The organism is Halomonas sp. DQ26W (assembly GCF_003339685.1).
Classification (GTDB): domain Bacteria; phylum Pseudomonadota; class Gammaproteobacteria; order Pseudomonadales; family Halomonadaceae; genus Halomonas.
In genome coordinates this window covers 60301-74499 of the sequence record NZ_QPKI01000003.1, presented here as the reverse complement: position 1 = coordinate 74499, position 14199 = coordinate 60301, and the positions used below count along the sequence as shown (strand labels likewise).

Sequence of the window (14199 nt, the reverse complement as noted above, 5' to 3'; positions counted from 1 at the left end):
ACTTCCAGTTGACGAGGGGCTATGCACAACGATTCGCTCAAGACATTGGTGGTAGATGCACTAGAAGATCTCAAGGCCAAGGATGTGGCCATGCTGGACGTATCGCGACTCACCAGCGTGACGGACCTGATGATAGTGGCTAGCGGCACTTCCACCCGGCACGTGGCAGCGCTGGCCAACCACATTGTTGAGCAGTCCAAGGCCGCTGGCCATCCGCCCCTGGGAGTGGAGGGGCAGGCCGGTTCCGACTGGGTACTTGTGGACCTTGGTGACCTGGTCGTGCACGTCATGCTTCCCGAAACCCGCCAGCTATACGATCTTGAACGCCTCTGGGCGGACCTGCCTAGCGACGTCGAGCTTAGAGAAGAGCGCGGCGGCGCATGAAGATCCGCCTGCTGGCGGTGGGTACCCGCATGCCTGCCTGGGTTAATACAGGCATAGAGGAGTATCGCAAGCGATTGCCCCGGGATTTCGCCCTGGAGATCGAGGAGATCGCTCCGGGGCAGAGGGGCAAGAATGCCGATGTGGCTCGCGCCGTTGCACTCGAGGCGCAGCGTATTCGCGATCGCCTGCGGGGGGATGAACTCACGGTCGCGCTGGAAGTCGAAGGCCAAGGCTGGAGTACCGAACACCTGGCCCGCGAAGGTGAGGCGTGGCGGCTGGAAGGCCGCGACGTGGTGCTGATTGTAGGGGGTCCCGATGGCCTCTCACCGGAGCTCTCCGCCAGCGCCGACCGGCGGTGGTCGCTGTCGCCGTTGACCCTGCCGCATCCGCTGGTCAGGGTGATCCTGGCTGAACAACTCTACCGTGCCTGGACCCTGATGGTGGGGCATCCCTATCACCGCTGATTGGCGGGTCCCCCGGAACACTCATTAGAGGTCATTGCCGGCATGCGCGATCGCCGTGACACCCTCAAGAATCCGCAGCAGGAGCTGCGCATCTTCCGAGTCCGTTCGCTGCTTGCCGCCTTGCTGATCGTGGCATTGACCGGGCTGTTGATGGGTCGGTTGGTGTACCTGCAGGTAGTTCAGCATGAGGTCTACAGTACCCGCTCGGAAAAGAATCGCGTTAGGGTCGAACCGTTGCCCCCGACCCGAGGCCTGATTCAGGATCGCAATGGTGTGCTGCTCGCCGAGAATCGTCCCACCTACAATCTGACGCTGATCCGCGAACGGGTCGAGGACCTGGATGGGACCCTCGACCGGCTGGAAGCCTTGTTGGAACTCTCCGTAGAGGAAGCCGATGCCTTTCGTCTGCGCTCACGCCAGCGTCAGCGTCCTTTCCAGCCGGCGCTGTTGATGAGCGACCTGGATGAAGCCCAGATCGCTCGACTGGCGGTTAACCGGCATCTCCTGCCGGGCATCGAGGTCGAGGCTCAGCTTCTACGCTACTACCCGGATGCCAATATTACGGCGCATGCGCTGGGCTATGTCGGACGCATCAATGCCGATGAGTTGAAGACGCTGGATCTCGGCCGCTACGCTGGGACGCACTTCATTGGCAAGACCGGTGTCGAGCGATTCTACGAGGATCTGCTCCACGGCCAGGCCGGGCTGCGCAAGGTCGAGACCAACGCGCGGGGGCGGGTGTTGCGCGAGTTGGGGCGTACTGACCCTGTGCCTGGCCATGACCTGACCCTGACCCTCGACATGCCGCTTCAGACCCTGGCCTATGAGCTGCTCGACGGGCGGCGTGGCTCTATCGTGGCCATCGCCCCCGGTACGGGCGAGATCCTCGCCATGGTTTCGGCACCGGGCTTCGACAGCAACCAGTTCGTCACCGGTATCGATTTCGCCGCCTATCGAGCACTGCAGGAAGACCTCGACCTGCCGCTGTTCAATCGGGCCATCCGTGGCCAGTACCCGCCGGGTTCCACAATCAAGCCTTTCCTTGCCATGGCAGGCCTGGCCGAAGGAGTAATCACCCCGGAACGTGCCATCAACGATCCCGGATTCTACCAGTTGCCCAACGACAGTCGCCGCTATCGCAACTGGCTGCGCTGGGGGCATGGGCGTGTCGACATGGAGCGCTCGATCGCTGTCTCCAACAACACCTATTACTATTCGCTTGCCCATGATCTCGGCATCGATCGCATACATGACCAGATGAGCGCCTTCGGCTTCGGTCAGCGGGTGGGGCATGATGTCTTTGGTGAAAGCGCCGCTCTGATGCCTTCGCGGGATTGGAAGCGGGGCCGTTTCGGTCAGCCCTGGTATCCCGGTGAAACGCTGTCAGTGGGCATCGGCCAAGGCTATTGGCAGGTTACCCCGCTGCAGCTGGCTACCGCCACGGCCGTGCTGGCCAACCGTGGCGAATGGGTGAAGCCGCGCCTGGCAAGTCGTATCGGGGAAGAGGTCGTTGCGCTCGACTTGCCGGATACCCCGCCCTTTCTGGAAATCGATAATGACTACTGGTGGGACAAGATTTTTTCCGGCATGGAGAAGGTAATGACAGGCCACGAGGGAACCGCCCGGCGAACCGGCGTGGGGCTCGAGTACCGCATGGGTGGCAAGTCGGGTACTGCCCAGGTCTTCTCGCTGGGGCAAGATCAGCGCTATAACGCCGAGGAACTGGCCGAGCGCCTGCGCGACCATGCGCTGTTCATGGCATTCGCTCCGCTGGAAGACCCGCAGATCGCCGTTTCGGTGATCGTGGAGAATGCCGGGGGGGGCAGCACCCATGCGGCCCACCTTGCCAGGGCCATGACCGATGCCTGGCTGCTTGAGGAAGAACAAGTGGATGTCGAGGAACTGCGGGAGGCACTGGAGAATGACACCGGTACCGTGGCGGGAAACTGATCGATGGCGTTGACGTACCTGACCAGAGGCCTGCGCCGTCGGCCGGTGCGCCCACCGGAGAGCGGTATTGCCCGGCGCAAGAGCGTCTGGGAGCGTACTCATCTCGACCCCTGGCTGTTGCTCATGCTTCTGGTACTGATGGTGGCCGGTCTGGGCGTGCTCTACAGCGCCAGTGGGCGGAACCTGGATGCGGTCATCGCCCAGGGATCCCGATTCCTGGTGGCAGTGGTGGTCATGCTGTTGCTTGCGCAACTGGCACCTGCCACCCTGCTGCGCTGGGCCCCGCTGGTCTACGCTGCCAGCCTGCTCATGCTGGTGGCGGTCGAGTTAGTGGGTGACACTGGCATGGGGGCGCAGCGCTGGCTGACGATTCCCGGAGTGGTACGTTTCCAGCCATCGGAGCTGATGAAGCTGGCCATGCCGCTGATGGTGGCGGCCTGGCTGAGCCGCCGAGAGTTGCCCCCCCGTTGGCATGATCTGCTGGTCTGTGGCGTGCTGATCGGCGTTCCGGTGCTGTTGATCGCGCGCCAGCCGGATCTGGGTACCTCCCTGCTGGTCACCTGCGCTGCGATCTTCGTGGTGCTGCTGGCCGGCCTCTCCTGGCGCTTCATCGCCTTCCTGGGCGTGTTGGCCGCCGCCGCCTTGCCGCTGCTGTGGATGAATCTGCATAACTATCAGCGCCAACGGGTTCTGACCTTTCTCAACCCCGAAAGCGACCCGCTGGGCTCCGGCTGGAATATCATCCAGTCGACCACTGCCATCGGCAGCGGCGGGGTATGGGGCAAGGGCTGGCTCCAGGGGACCCAGTCCCAGCTCGAGTTTTTGCCCGAGCGGCATACGGACTTCATCGTTGCCGTGCTGGGTGAAGAGTTCGGGCTCATGGGCATGTTGGTCGTACTGGTACTCTACCTGATGATCGTCACTCGCGGCCTGTGGCTGGCGGCAGGGGCGCACGATACCTTCGGCCGGCTGCTTGGAGGCAGCATCATCCTGACATTTTTCATCTATGTCTTCGTCAACGTCGGCATGGTCAGCGGGATCCTGCCGGTGGTCGGTGTGCCCCTGCCGTTGGTCAGTTACGGCGGGACCTCCAGCGTGACCTTGCTGGCGGGTTTCGGTATTCTCATGTCCATTCATGGCCACCGTCGCCTGTTGCCGCGTTAGCGACGCTGCACGATGACCATATCCGACCGACAAGCCCCTGCAGGAGTGGCGAGCGAATGATGCCAGTGGGAAAGTGGAAAAGGGCGAGCGGTACCGCTGTTGCGGCATTGGCCTTGTGGGTGCTGGCGCCAGGGTTGAGTGCCGCTGACTTCGACCCAGCGGAACACGATGGAGCGAGACAGCTTGTCGATACCCTCGTCGACCGGGGGATCGAGCGCGAGTGGCTGGAGTCGGCTCTGCGCAGCGCCGAATTCCAGCAGGGTGTGCTGGACGCCATGGAAGGCGCCGCTGAGCGCCGGCTGCGCTGGGACGAGTACCGAGACATCTTTCTGCAGCCGGAGAGGATCGAGAAGGGCGTGGCCTTCATCGAGGCACATCGCGATGCGTTCGCCCGTGCCGAAGCCGAATATGGCGTACCGGCGGAAATGATTGCCGCCATCATCGGCGTCGAGACCAGTTATGGGAGGTTTACTGGTCGCCATCGGGTCATCGACTCGCTGTCGACCCTTGCTTTCCACCACCCCGTTCGGGGCGGTTTCTTTCATGGCGAGTTGACGGCGTTTCTCGAAATTACCCGGGAGCAGGACGTGGATCCGGGCAGTCTGAAAGGTTCCTACGCCGGCGCCATGGGGTATCCGCAGTTCATACCGACCAGCTATCGCGCCTATGCCGTGGACTTCGACGGTGACGGGGTGCGTGACCTATGGACTAACCCGGTCGATGCCATCGGCAGCGTAGGCAACTATTTTGCGGAACATGGTTGGCAGCCGGGCAGCCCGATCTACCATGAAGCCCAGGGGCCTGACACGCCGCCGGAGGCGGTCGATTTCAACCGCACGGCCAGACCCTATGCCAGCATTGCCGAGCTTGCCGAGTCGGGTATCAGGGTCGCGGGCAATCTCGATGACGATGCCTCGGTGGTGCCGCTAGCGCTGGAGACCTCTGAAGCCGCTTGGCGTTATCGGGTGGGGCACGAAAATTTCTACGTCATCACTCGCTACAACCACAGTCATCTCTATGCCATGGCTGTAACTGAGCTGGCCGAAGCGATCGAAGCCTCGCGTGCGCTGGGAGCTCACCCGCTCGAAACGACAAGCAACGGCGCCGGAGGTGGGGAATGAAGCCCTGGTATCTCGCCCTGGCGTTGGCCACCTTGCTGGCCGGCTGTGCCGGTGGCGGAGGTTCGGCGCCCTCGGGTGAGCGTGAGACATCGAGCAGGACACCCACGGCGGCACCTGCTGGCGGCGGGCGCTACGCCATGAGTGGCGATGCCTATCCCGAAAACCCGCCAGACGTCAGCGAAATCCCGGATGCGGTGCCGCGTGTCGAGGCTCCGTCCCGTGGCGGCAACCGCCCGACTTATGAGGTGTGGGGCAAGACCTACCGGGTATTGCCCGACGCCAGCGGCTACGCCCGGCAGGGGACCGCTTCCTGGTACGGTGAGAAGTTCCACGGCTATGCCACGTCGAATGGCGAAATCTACGACATGTACAAGATGACCGCCGCGCATCGGTCACTGCCGTTGCCCACTTATGCCAGGGTGACGAGCCTGGAAAACGGCCGTTCCGTGATCGTGCGGGTCAACGACCGTGGTCCCTTTCATAATGACCGTGAAATCGACCTCTCCTATGCAGCTGCGGCTCGCCTGGATATCCTGGACAGGGGCACCGGCCGGGTGAAGGTCGAGGCAATCGATCCGGAACGGTGGCTGGCCGAAAATGGCCGCAATGGCGAGAACCGGAATGCCTCGCCGGTGGTCCAATCGCCGCCCGACGCAGAGCCCCGGGTTACGCTGGCGGAACCAGCTCGACAGGCTCCGTCTGAATCTGCCGATGGTTCGGCTGGCGAGAGCGTTGTACCGAGCCGAGCCACGGCAAAAGCCACGACTGACCAGGGCGCCATCTATCTGCAGATAGCGGCACTTGGATCGGTGGACAATGCCCAAGCGCTAAAGGCAAAGCTCGACAATGAGCTGTCGCATCCCGTGCGGGTAGCCGATTCAGCTGGGATGTACCGGGTTCAGGTTGGACCATTGTCCAGCACTGCCCTGGTCGAACCGGCACGCGACGAACTGCGGCGTGCCGGTTTCGACCAGTCCTTTATCGTCAACGGTGCCGATTGATCGGCACCTTGCTCCTGACTTTCCGATGTTTTGATGAGATCCAAGCCAATGAGAGTGCTGTTTTCTAAACGCCGTTCACTGCTGTTGCCGGCGCTGCTGATGAGTCTGGTCCTGATGACGGCCCAGGCCCTGGCCCAGGCTGGGCCTGCGCCGCAAACCATGATTCCCGCCCCCCCTCAGGTTGCTGCCAAGTCGTGGTTTCTCATGGATGCCGATAGCGGCCGAGTGCTGATCGAGCACAACGCCGACGAGCGCCTGCCCCCGGCGAGCCTCACCAAGCTCATGACGGCCTACCTGGTGGAGCGGGAGTTGGATCGCGGCAATATCGGCATGGACGACATGGTACGGGTCAGTGAAAATGCCTGGCGCACCGGTGGTTCGAAGATGTTCATCGAGGTCGACACCGAAGTGTCGATCCGTGACCTGCTCTACGGCATCATCATCGCCTCCGGAAACGATGCCAGTGTCGCCGTGGCCGAGCACCTGGCCGGCGGAGAGTCGCCTTTCGCCGACCTGATGAACCAGCACGCCACGCGCCTGGGACTGCACAATACCAATTTCACCAACTCCACCGGCCTGCCGCATCCGGAACAGTACTCCTCTGCCCGTGATATGGCGCTGCTCTCGCAATACATCATCAACGACTATCCCGAGCACTACGCGGTCTACGCAGAAAAATACTTCACCTACAGCGATATTCGTCAGCCCAACCGCAATCGCCTGCTGTGGCGTGACCCCACCGTCGACGGACTGAAGACAGGTTGGACCACCGAGGCGGGTTACGGTCTGGTGGCGTCAGCCAAACGTGACGACATGCGTTTGATTTCGGTGGTGATGGGAACCAGCTCCGAGGAGGCCCGGGCCCAGGAGACACAGAAACTGCTGAGCTATGGCTTCCGCTACTACGAGACGATGAACCTCTATGAGCAGGGCGCCGTGCTCAATGCGCCACGGATCTGGGGCGGTGAAAGAAACGAGCTGCGCGTTGGGGTGGACGAGAACGTCTTCATGACCGTTCCACGCGCCCGCAACCAGGAGCTCAGTGCCCGTCTCGACATTCGTCAGGATCTGACCGCCCCGATCAGCCAGGGTGATCGCGTGGGAACGCTGGAGGTACGGTTGGGTGACGACGTCGTTGGTGAGCAGGCACTGGTGGCGCTCGAGTCGATCGAAGAGGGCAATATCTTCAAGCGCCTGTTCGATCAGGTCAGGCGCTTCTTCAGCAACCTGGTCGGTGGATGGTTCGACTAGTCGAGCCTTGGATGCCGAGGAACGGCCGAGTAACATGCTCGGAAATGCTCTGAAGGGTAGGACGTTCATGACCGACAGCAACCTGCGCGATCTGCGTCGCGCGGCAACGGCAAACACGCCCGGGGCGCCGCCGACGATCACGTTTCCCTGCGATTACCCGGTCAAGGTGGTGGGGGACGCCGCCGAGGACTTCGCGGCCGTGGTCTGTCAGGTGGTGGCACGCCACGACAGCGAATTCGATGCGACAACGCTGGAAGTGGTGGAGAGTCGCAACGCACGCTTTCAATCGGTGCGACTAACCATGCGTGCCACCGGTGAATCCCAGCTCAAGGCGCTGTTCGCCGAGCTCAAGGCCACCGGGCGCGTACATATGGTGGTTTGATGCGCGATCTTGAGTTCCACCGCCTGGGGCGCCGCGCCTACGAACCGGTATGGCAGGCCATGCGCACGCTGACCGATACCCGTGACGAGCATACCCCCGACCAGCTGTGGCTGGTGGAACACGATCCGGTCTTCACCCAGGGGCAGGCCGGCAAGCCCGAACATCTACTGATGCCCGGCGATATTCCCGTGATACAGACTGATCGCGGCGGCCAGGTGACCTATCATGGCCCCGGGCAGGTGGTGCTCTACCCGCTTCTGGATGTACGGCGCGCCCGGCTTGGTGTGCGGGAGCTGGTTTCAGCCTTGGAGAACGCGGTGATCGCCGTGCTGGCAGAATTCGATGTGGTGGCGCGAGCGCGACCCGACGCGCCCGGCGTCTACGTGGGCCAGGACAAGATCGCTTCGCTGGGTCTGCGCATTCGCCGCGGGGCGAGTTTCCATGGCGTGGCACTCAACGTTGATGGGGATCTCTCCCCCTTCGACCGCATCAATCCCTGTGGCTACGCGGGTATGTCCATGACCCGGCTGTCCGATCTGGTCGTCGATTGCCCCGGCGTCGAGGCGGTGGGCGAACGTTTGGCCGAATGCCTGGCCCATGAGTTGGGAAGAGGTCTCCGCAGCGCCCAGCCACTGGCCCCCAGCGCCTGAGCTGGACTACATGATTGCAAACGATTGATGAGCAGCGCGCGCCGGCGATGGCGAGCGCTGCTTTTTTTCTCGAACTACGCTCAGCTGGTATCTAACCGACGTTGATGGCGTCGATGCGGTTAGGATCTGCTGCCTGTCCCGGTAGCTCGGCGGGCGCCGCGAGGCCGAGATTGTTTTTCTCAAACACTTGGTCGGCCCGATAGCTGGAGCGCACCAGCGGGCCCGAGGCCACTTCCAGAAAACCTTTTTCCAGGCCCAGTTGGCGGTAGCGCTCGAACTCATGGGGCGTGACCCACCGCTCGATCGGCAGGTGGTTGCGCGTGGGTCGCAGGTACTGGCCGAGGGTGACGATATCCACGTTGATGGCGCGCAGGTCGTCTAGGGTGGCCAGGATTTCCTCGTCGGTCTCGCCCAGGCCCAGCATGAGGCTGGTCTTGGTCAATATTTCTGGTTTGTGCTGCTTGGCATGGGCCAGCACGTCGAGCGTCTTGCGGTACCCGGCACGTGGGTCGCGGACCTTGTGAGTGAGGCGCTCCACCGTCTCGACGTTCTGGGCAAAGACCTCCAGGCCGGAATCGACGACACGCTCGATGGCCTGGTGGTCACCGTCAAAATCGGGGGTCAGTGCTTCTACCACCACCTCGGGGGTGTGGGTCTTGATGGCGCGGATGCAGTCGGCATAGTGGCTGGCCCCGCCATCGGGCAAGTCATCGCGATCGACCGAAGTCAGCACCACGTAGCGCAACCCCATGAGTTCCACGGACTTGGCGGTGTTGGCCGGTTCCTCGCTGTCGAGCCAGCCCTTGGGGTTGCCGGTATCTACGGCGCAGAAGCGGCAGGCACGAGTACACACCGAGCCCATCAGCATGATGGTGGCCGTGCCGTTGCTCCAGCACTCACCCATGTTGGGACAGTGCGACTCGGCACAGACGGTGCTCAGGTGGTGTGTGCTGACATTGTTCTTGACCGCCTCGAAGCGTTCGCCACCGGGGATCTGGGCGCGCAGCCACTGGGGCTTCCGGCCCGGCTCGGGGCTCTCTTCGACCTGGTTGCGCTGCTTGATGCCATCCTTGATCACGGCCATGCCGTGCTCGTTGCGGAACTTCTCACCGCTGGGAATGCGTTTTGAGGTGCTGTCGCTCATAGGGTGTGAGCCCCTCCACTCGGCGGCTGCCAGGGCCATGTGGCTGTGAACCATTCGCCTCCGGGAGGGACGCCGACAATGGCACGAGCGCTGCATGGCGCGCAGATTGATACGTTGGACGCAGGCCGCTAATCTACCATATTCGCGCCGCGAGTGGACAGCGGAGGCGGCGTCGTCTCCGCTCAGGTTGGGTGTATCGGTAGGCACACCACACCGTGGTTTGGTATCGGTTCCGTTGGTGCCTTGAAGTGAGCCTCGAACTCGCCCAACCGCTCGCGTACGAAACGCAGGAAGAGTTCCGTTACCGGGGTGGGAAAGCGGTCGCGGGGATAGACCGTGCACCAGGAGCGACGCAGCGGAAAGCCAGGCAGCGTGAGCTCGGAAAGCAGGCCCGTCCTCAGTTCCAGCTTCACAGCCAGCCGCGGCAGGACCGCTACACCCAGGTGCGCCATCACACCCTGCTTGATGGCCTCGTTGGTGCCAAGCTCCATGGTGTGCAGCAGGACGACGTCCTGCTCTGCCGCCTGCTGTTCGAAGGCAGTACGAACCCCGGAGCCCGACTCGCGCATCAGCAGGTAGTGACGAGCGAGGTCCTCCAGGGTGGGGGCGCAGTCCGTCAGTAGCGGATGCCCTGGCCACACCACCGGTATCAGTTCGTTTTCCAGGATCGGCATGAACACCAGATTGTCGTCATCTTCGGGCACCATGGCCATGATTACCAGATCGTCGCGGCGCTCGGCCAGACGCTCGAGTGCCTGGCTGCGATTGCATACCTGCAGGCGCACCTGGACATTGGGATAGTAGGCGCGAAAGCGTGCGATCAGGTGGGGCACGACATATTGCGCGGTGGAGACGGCCGCCAGGTTGAGCTCTCCGGAGATGGTGCCGGCCATGTCCGAAAGTGCCATCTGCAGCCGTGATACCTGGCCGAAAATGGCCTGGGCCGAGGCGGCCACTGCATCGGCGGCGGGCAGCACATGCAGGGTCTTGCCGGTGTACTTGAACAATGGCTGGCCGATGACCTGTTCCAACTGGCGTATCTGCGCGCTGACCGCAGGCTGGGTAAGGCCCAGCGTTTCCGCTGCCCGCGAGTAGGAGTGTTGGCGATACACGGCCTGGAAGACCTGGAGTTGGCGAAAGGTCAGGCGGTTCAGCAGGCTTGGCGTGGTCATCGATCAATCCGCTGGAGGGGCGCCAGGCACCCATTAACATCGGAATTCATGCTATCACCGCCTGCGGGCAGCGGTCATGCCCGGTTTTCGGCATCCACGAGGAAAGGCTTCATGAAATCTAGCGACAGTGCTGTCAGGCAGCCAGGCTCTTGGCAATCGGTCATGGTTGCGGGCAGTGGCCTGGAGACGCTGCGGGCCGGCCAAGCGTGTACCGAGCTGGGGCTGGCCTGGCGCGGCAGTGATGGCAAGATCGGTGGCGAGCTGGTGAGGCATGCTCGGCGGCTGGGTTGTGATCTGCTGCATCCGGCAGAGGCGGAAACCGCCGTCCAGGTCACCTTGGCGAAGGCCAGCCGACAGGCCGGCATGGCCTTTGTCGGTCCCTGTGTCAGCCTGCTGGCGGCAATGCACGACCAACTGGCTAGCCGGCAGTTGATGCGAGAAGTGCAAGTCCCGCTCAGCCCCCTGAACGATGAATCGCCGTCTCTGCACCTGCCGGTACTGGTCGATTCCCGGGGGCAGGCGCTGGCCCTGATCGAACATGAGATTCTTCATGCCGGCCGTGCGGTTGCACCAAGTGACAGGTTGACTCCGGAGCAGCGTATCTATCTCGGCCAACTTGCCATCAAGGGCGCCCAGTCGGCAGGACTGGTCGGCCTGGTGACGCTGAGCTTCACACTGGTGGGAAATAGCTTGGGCTTCATCAGCATGCGGCCTGGCTTGACAGGCTATGAGGGCTTGGCCGAAGTGCTTACCGGACTCGACCTAGCCGTTGAACAGCTACGGTTGGTCGGCGGTGGTCGCCTACGGCGTCCGCGAATCGGTCAGATGGGACATGGGCCGGGTCGTCCCGGGCAGGCACGCTTGCACATGTTGTCGCGATCAGAGGGGTTCTTGAGTGGAGGGCCCGGAGTCAGGCTCGACCGTCCCCGAGGTGAAAGCGCCGGAACGCCGGACGCGAGATTACTGGTTTGGGGGCGTGATGCTGACGAAGCGGCACGCAGGGAGCGAAGGGCCTTGACGGAGTGGCAGGGTATCCTCTAGGTATCCTTAAATAAAGCTATAAAACAGCATGCTGCGAATTTTGGATACAGAATTTCAACAAAATGACTCGTCATCATGTCCCCCTACGTACTATGATTGTTGCATCGCAGCAATCAATCTCCCTCCTGGTGCCGACACAATCGGCAACAGCGAACCCTGGAGTCGAACATGACCTCACTGATGCCGACACCGCCTATAGAGGCGATGTCCTTAATGGACCCCTTCGGTTTCGGCCGTGCCGCATTCGATTATTGGCGTGATGCCGTCGAACGCAGCGTGTTGTACATGGACGTGATGCGCGAGCGTGGCAACCAGTACCTGGAGCATATCGAAAAATCCAACCCCAACGTATTGGGTTTCGAGGCCGAAGTCGTCATGGATGGCCGCACGCTGCCACGACCGGTCAACTATGAGTTGATGCGAATCCTACCACCGTCCGATGTCGAGCTGGACCTCCAGTCCCGTCCTTTCGTGGTCGTGGATCCCCGCGCGGGACACGGTCCAGGCATCGGTGGTTTCAAGCCCGACAGTGAGATAGGTGTGGCCCTGCGCGCCGGCCACCCTTGCTACTTCATCGGCTTCTTGCCTTACCCCGAAGAGGGCCAGACGGTGGAGGATGTCGTGGAGGCGGAGATTGCCTTCCTGCGCCGTGTCATCGAACTGCACCCCGTGGCCGAAGAGAAGCCGATGGTGGTTGGCAACTGCCAGGCCGGATGGCAGATCATGATGGCGGCATCGCTCGAGCCCGATCTGTTTGGACCGATTCTGATTGCCGGTGCACCGCTCTCCTACTGGGCTGGCGAACGTGGCAAGGCACCGATGCGGTATACCGGAGGCATGTCTGGGGGTAGCTGGATGACCACGCTGGCCAGCGACATCGGTAGCGGCCTGTTCGATGGCGCCATGCTGGTACAGAATTTTGAAAGGCTCAATCCGGCCAATACCTGGTGGGATAAGCAGTACCAGCTATTTGCCAACGTCGACACTGAAGCCGATCGTTACCTGAACTTTGAGCGCTGGTGGGGCGGGCACGTGGTGCTCGGTGGCGAGGAAATTCAGTACATCGTCGATAACCTCTTCATCGGCAACCGTCTCTCCACTTCGCAGCTGGTCACCTCCGACGGCCGACGCATCGATCTGCGCAACGTGCGCTCCCCTGTCGTGGTGTTCTGCTCGCAGGGGGATGACATCACGCCGCCACCCCAGGCACTGGGCTGGGTGCGAGATCTCTATGAAGATGTAGACGATATCATCGCCAGCGAGCAGACCATTGTCTATTGCGTTCATGATACTACCGGCCACCTAGGGATCTTCGTCTCGGGTAGTGTCTCCCGCAAGGAACATGCCGAGTTCACGGCCAATATCGACTACATCGACGTATTGCCCCCGGGACTCTACGAGACCGCCGTCACGAGTGCGTCCGAGCGCAGCGATGCAGAATTGATCGAACGGGACTATCTGCTCGAATTCAAGCCCCGCTCCATCGAGGGATTGAATCGTGACGTCATCCGGCATAGTGAAGAAGATGACACGCGTTTCGCTACCGTGGCACGGGTGTCCGAAATAAATCTGGGGCTGTATCGACTCTTCGTCCAGCCGTGGGTGCGGGGCGTGATGACCCCCGAGGCGTCGCGCTTGATCCGCCGCATGCATCCCATTCGCCTGGGTTACAAGTTGCTGTCGGACCGCAATCCGCTTTCCGTACCGTTGCCCGTATTGGCCGACTGGGTGCGTGAGGATCGTCATCCGGTGGGCGAAGACAATATCTTCCGGACCTTCGAAGGTGTTGCGTCGGGCCAGCTTACCCGGGGGCTCGATGCCTGGCGTGAGTTGCGCGACAACGCTACCGAGCGGCTGTTCCTGCAGGTCTACGGCCAGCCCCTGCTGCAGTCCATGGTGGGGCTGGGCGGCGATGCGCACGTTCATCGCCGGCGCCCGGGTAGTGAGCCCGAGCATCGCCGCTTCATCGAGCGTCGCCAGGATGAGCTGCGTCACCGGGTCGCCGAGGGAGGCAGCCATGAAGCCGTGATGCGCTCGGTGATCCATGTGCTGGGCGGCTCGCCCACCACGGATGAGCGCAATTTCAAGCGCCTGCGGGCATCACGGGCCGAGCTTGAGCCCGGGCGTAACTTGGCTGATTTCAAGCAACTGGTACGTGACCAGTTCTTCATCCTCAAGCTTGATCGAGAGGCTGCCCTCGATGCCATCCCGGAGCTGCTGCTGGGGGAGACAGGCGATGAGATTCGCGGGCATCTGGAGCATATCGACCATGTGCTGGCCGCTAGTGGTGAACTCACCGAGCGGGCAAGCAAGCGCTACGAACATATCCGTAAGCTCTTCGTCACGGCCCTGGAGCGGGTCGAGCCGGCTAATCAACGCCAGGCATTCGCTGATTCGCATGCGGACGTAGAGAGTGGTGCCAGGGCCGAGCCCAAGCAGGCCGAGCCCAAGCAGGCCGAGCCCAAGCAGGCCGAG

General features: G+C 62.3%; 13 protein-coding genes. 11 read left to right on the top strand and 2 right to left on the bottom strand.

Annotated features, from left to right (window positions below):
- The first annotated feature begins 21 nt into the window (after positions 1-21).
- From rsfS to lipB, 9 genes are all read left to right on the top strand, one after another.
- Complete coding sequence (gene rsfS / locus DU490_RS02315) at positions 22-384, top strand: ribosome silencing factor (protein WP_114572730.1); 363 nt, start codon at positions 22-24, stop codon at positions 382-384.
- Positions 381-848, top strand: a complete 468-nt coding sequence (gene rlmH, locus DU490_RS02310) for a 23S rRNA (pseudouridine(1915)-N(3))-methyltransferase RlmH (RefSeq protein ID WP_114572729.1) — start codon at positions 381-383, stop codon at positions 846-848. The genes rsfS and rlmH overlap by 4 nt, the downstream gene beginning before the upstream one ends.
- Positions 849-890: 42 nt before the next feature.
- On the top strand, positions 891-2798 hold the full coding sequence (mrdA, locus tag DU490_RS02305; protein WP_114572728.1) for a penicillin-binding protein 2: 1908 nt from the start codon (positions 891-893) through the stop codon (positions 2796-2798).
- Positions 2799-2801: 3 nt separating this feature from the next.
- Positions 2802-3962, top strand: a complete 1161-nt coding sequence (rodA, locus tag DU490_RS02300) for a rod shape-determining protein RodA (protein ID WP_114572727.1) — start codon at positions 2802-2804, stop codon at positions 3960-3962.
- 56 nt (positions 3963-4018) lie between these two features.
- On the top strand, positions 4019-5083 hold the full coding sequence (mltB, locus tag DU490_RS02295) for a lytic murein transglycosylase B (protein ID WP_181869931.1): 1065 nt from the start codon (positions 4019-4021) through the stop codon (positions 5081-5083).
- Complete coding sequence (locus DU490_RS02290; protein WP_114572726.1) at positions 5080-6084, top strand: septal ring lytic transglycosylase RlpA family protein; 1005 nt, start codon at positions 5080-5082, stop codon at positions 6082-6084. The genes mltB and DU490_RS02290 overlap by 4 nt, the downstream gene beginning before the upstream one ends.
- A gap of 48 nt (positions 6085-6132) precedes the next feature.
- Positions 6133-7335, top strand: a complete 1203-nt coding sequence (locus DU490_RS02285; protein ID WP_114572725.1) for a D-alanyl-D-alanine carboxypeptidase family protein — start codon at positions 6133-6135, stop codon at positions 7333-7335.
- A gap of 67 nt (positions 7336-7402) precedes the next feature.
- On the top strand, positions 7403-7717 hold the full coding sequence (locus DU490_RS02280) for a YbeD family protein (RefSeq protein ID WP_114572724.1): 315 nt from the start codon (positions 7403-7405) through the stop codon (positions 7715-7717).
- Positions 7717-8367 (top strand): lipoyl(octanoyl) transferase LipB, encoded by a 651-nt coding sequence (lipB, locus tag DU490_RS02275; protein ID WP_114572723.1) that lies wholly within the window; start codon positions 7717-7719, stop codon positions 8365-8367. The genes DU490_RS02280 and lipB overlap by 1 nt, the downstream gene beginning before the upstream one ends.
- A 91-nt stretch (positions 8368-8458) precedes the next feature.
- On the opposite strand, the gene lipA is transcribed toward lipB, so the two are convergent.
- A complete protein-coding gene (gene lipA, locus DU490_RS02270; RefSeq protein WP_114572722.1) occupies positions 8459-9511 on the bottom strand; it encodes a lipoyl synthase in 1053 nt (350 codons plus the stop codon).
- 182 nt (positions 9512-9693) lie between these two features.
- Positions 9694-10683 (bottom strand): LysR family transcriptional regulator, encoded by a 990-nt coding sequence (locus DU490_RS02265; RefSeq protein WP_114572721.1) that lies wholly within the window; start codon positions 10681-10683, stop codon positions 9694-9696.
- A 111-nt stretch (positions 10684-10794) separates the two neighbouring features.
- Here DU490_RS02265 and DU490_RS02260 point away from each other — a divergent pair, with 111 nt between their 5' ends.
- The gene (locus DU490_RS02260; RefSeq protein WP_181869930.1) at positions 10795-11724 is read left to right on the top strand and encodes a hypothetical protein; all 930 of its coding nucleotides are present in this window, start codon (positions 10795-10797) and stop codon (positions 11722-11724) included.
- 168 nt (positions 11725-11892) lie between these two features.
- The coding region (locus DU490_RS02255) for a DUF3141 domain-containing protein (RefSeq protein WP_258801143.1) at positions 11893-14199 on the top strand (2307 nt) is incomplete at its 3' end.

Excerpts from the sequence above, each read along its gene's own strand:
- lipA (WP_114572722.1), bottom strand. The coding sequence starts at position 9,511 with ATGAGCGACAGCACCTCAAAACGCATTCCCAGCGGTGAGAAGTTCCGC.
- rodA (WP_114572727.1), top strand. The coding sequence starts at position 2,802 with ATGGCGTTGACGTACCTGACCAGAGGCCTGCGCCGTCGGCCGGTGCGC.
- DU490_RS02290 (WP_114572726.1), top strand. The coding sequence starts at position 5,080 with ATGAAGCCCTGGTATCTCGCCCTGGCGTTGGCCACCTTGCTGGCCGGC.
- DU490_RS02265 (WP_114572721.1), bottom strand. The coding sequence starts at position 10,683 with ATGACCACGCCAAGCCTGCTGAACCGCCTGACCTTTCGCCAACTCCAG.
- mltB (WP_181869931.1), top strand. The coding sequence starts at position 4,019 with ATGATGCCAGTGGGAAAGTGGAAAAGGGCGAGCGGTACCGCTGTTGCG.
- DU490_RS02260 (WP_181869930.1), top strand. The coding sequence starts at position 10,795 with ATGAAATCTAGCGACAGTGCTGTCAGGCAGCCAGGCTCTTGGCAATCG.
- mrdA (WP_114572728.1), top strand. The coding sequence starts at position 891 with ATGCGCGATCGCCGTGACACCCTCAAGAATCCGCAGCAGGAGCTGCGC.
- DU490_RS02280 (WP_114572724.1), top strand. The coding sequence starts at position 7,403 with ATGACCGACAGCAACCTGCGCGATCTGCGTCGCGCGGCAACGGCAAAC.
- rsfS (WP_114572730.1), top strand. The coding sequence starts at position 22 with ATGCACAACGATTCGCTCAAGACATTGGTGGTAGATGCACTAGAAGAT.
- rlmH (WP_114572729.1), top strand. The coding sequence starts at position 381 with ATGAAGATCCGCCTGCTGGCGGTGGGTACCCGCATGCCTGCCTGGGTT.
- lipB (WP_114572723.1), top strand. The coding sequence starts at position 7,717 with ATGCGCGATCTTGAGTTCCACCGCCTGGGGCGCCGCGCCTACGAACCG.
- DU490_RS02285 (WP_114572725.1), top strand. The coding sequence starts at position 6,133 with ATGAGAGTGCTGTTTTCTAAACGCCGTTCACTGCTGTTGCCGGCGCTG.